Origin of the sequence: Halomonas sp. AOP5-B2-8 (assembly GCF_052376475.1) — a bacterium.
GTDB lineage: Bacteria > Pseudomonadota > Gammaproteobacteria > Pseudomonadales > Halomonadaceae > Vreelandella > Vreelandella casei.
Map to the genome: position 1 here is coordinate 1 of NZ_JBQSVS010000016.1, position 1,671 is coordinate 1,671.

General features: G+C 53.4%; 1 rRNA gene. It reads left to right on the top strand.

Annotated features, from left to right (window positions below):
• Window positions 1-90: 90 nt before the first annotated feature.
• A 16S ribosomal RNA gene (locus ACT3RP_RS17870) occupies window positions 91-1,623 on the top strand.
• The last annotated feature ends 48 nt before the right edge of the window (window positions 1,624-1,671 follow it).

Sequence of the window (1,671 nt, forward strand, 5' to 3'; positions counted from 1 at the left end):
GTTTTGAATGAATTCGTTTGAACCTTGAGCCAAGTTTGATTCGCTTTTGTGTTTTCCTCGGAAGACACGAGTAAGGATCACAATGATTGTAAACTGAAGAGTTTGATCATGGCTCAGATTGAACGCTGGCGGCAGGCCTAACACATGCAAGTCGAGCGGTAACAGATCTAGCTTGCTAGATGCTGACGAGCGGCGGACGGGTGAGTAATGCATAGGAATCTGCCCGATAGTGGGGGATAACCTGGGGAAACCCAGGCTAATACCGCATACGTCCTACGGGAGAAAGGGGGCTTCGGCTCCCGCTATTGGATGAGCCTATGTCGGATTAGCTAGTTGGTGAGGTAATGGCTCACCAAGGCAACGATCCGTAGCTGGTCTGAGAGGATGATCAGCCACATCGGGACTGAGACACGGCCCGAACTCCTACGGGAGGCAGCAGTGGGGAATATTGGACAATGGGGGCAACCCTGATCCAGCCATGCCGCGTGTGTGAAGAAGGCCTTAGGGTTGTAAAGCACTTTCAGCGAGGAAGAACGCCTAGTGGTTAATACCCATTAGGAAAGACATCACTCGCAGAAGAAGCACCGGCTAACTCCGTGCCAGCAGCCGCGGTAATACGGAGGGTGCAAGCGTTAATCGGAATTACTGGGCGTAAAGCGCGCGTAGGTGGCTTTATAAGCCGGTTGTGAAAGCCCCGGGCTCAACCTGGGAACGGCATCCGGAACTGTGAGGCTAGAGTACAGGAGAGGAAGGTAGAATTCCCGGTGTAGCGGTGAAATGCGTAGAGATCGGGAGGAATACCAGTGGCGAAGGCGGCCTTCTGGACTGATACTGACACTGAGGTGCGAAAGCGTGGGTAGCAAACAGGATTAGATACCCTGGTAGTCCACGCCGTAAACGATGTCGACCAGCCGTTGGGTGCCTAGAGCACTTTGTGGCGAAGTTAACGCGATAAGTCGACCGCCTGGGGAGTACGGCCGCAAGGTTAAAACTCAAATGAATTGACGGGGGCCCGCACAAGCGGTGGAGCATGTGGTTTAATTCGATGCAACGCGAAGAACCTTACCTACCCTTGACATCTATAGAAGATTGCAGAGATGCGATTGTGCCTTCGGGAACTATAAGACAGGTGCTGCATGGCTGTCGTCAGCTCGTGTTGTGAAATGTTGGGTTAAGTCCCGTAACGAGCGCAACCCTTGTCCTTATTTGCCAGCGAGTAATGTCGGGAACTCTAAGGAGACTGCCGGTGACAAACCGGAGGAAGGTGGGGACGACGTCAAGTCATCATGGCCCTTACGGGTAGGGCTACACACGTGCTACAATGGCCGGTACAAAGGGCTGCGAGCTCGCGAGAGTCAGCGAATCCCTTAAAGCCGGTCTCAGTCCGGATCGGAGTCTGCAACTCGACTCCGTGAAGTCGGAATCGCTAGTAATCGTGAATCAGAATGTCACGGTGAATACGTTCCCGGGCCTTGTACACACCGCCCGTCACACCATGGGAGTGGACTGCACCAGAAGTGGTTAGCCTAACGCAAGAGGGCGATCACCACGGTGTGGTTCATGACTGGGGTGAAGTCGTAACAAGGTAGCCGTAGGGGAACCTGCGGCTGGATCACCTCCTTAAACGATGCGTCACAGTTAGTAAGCGTCCACAATGAATTACCTGATCAA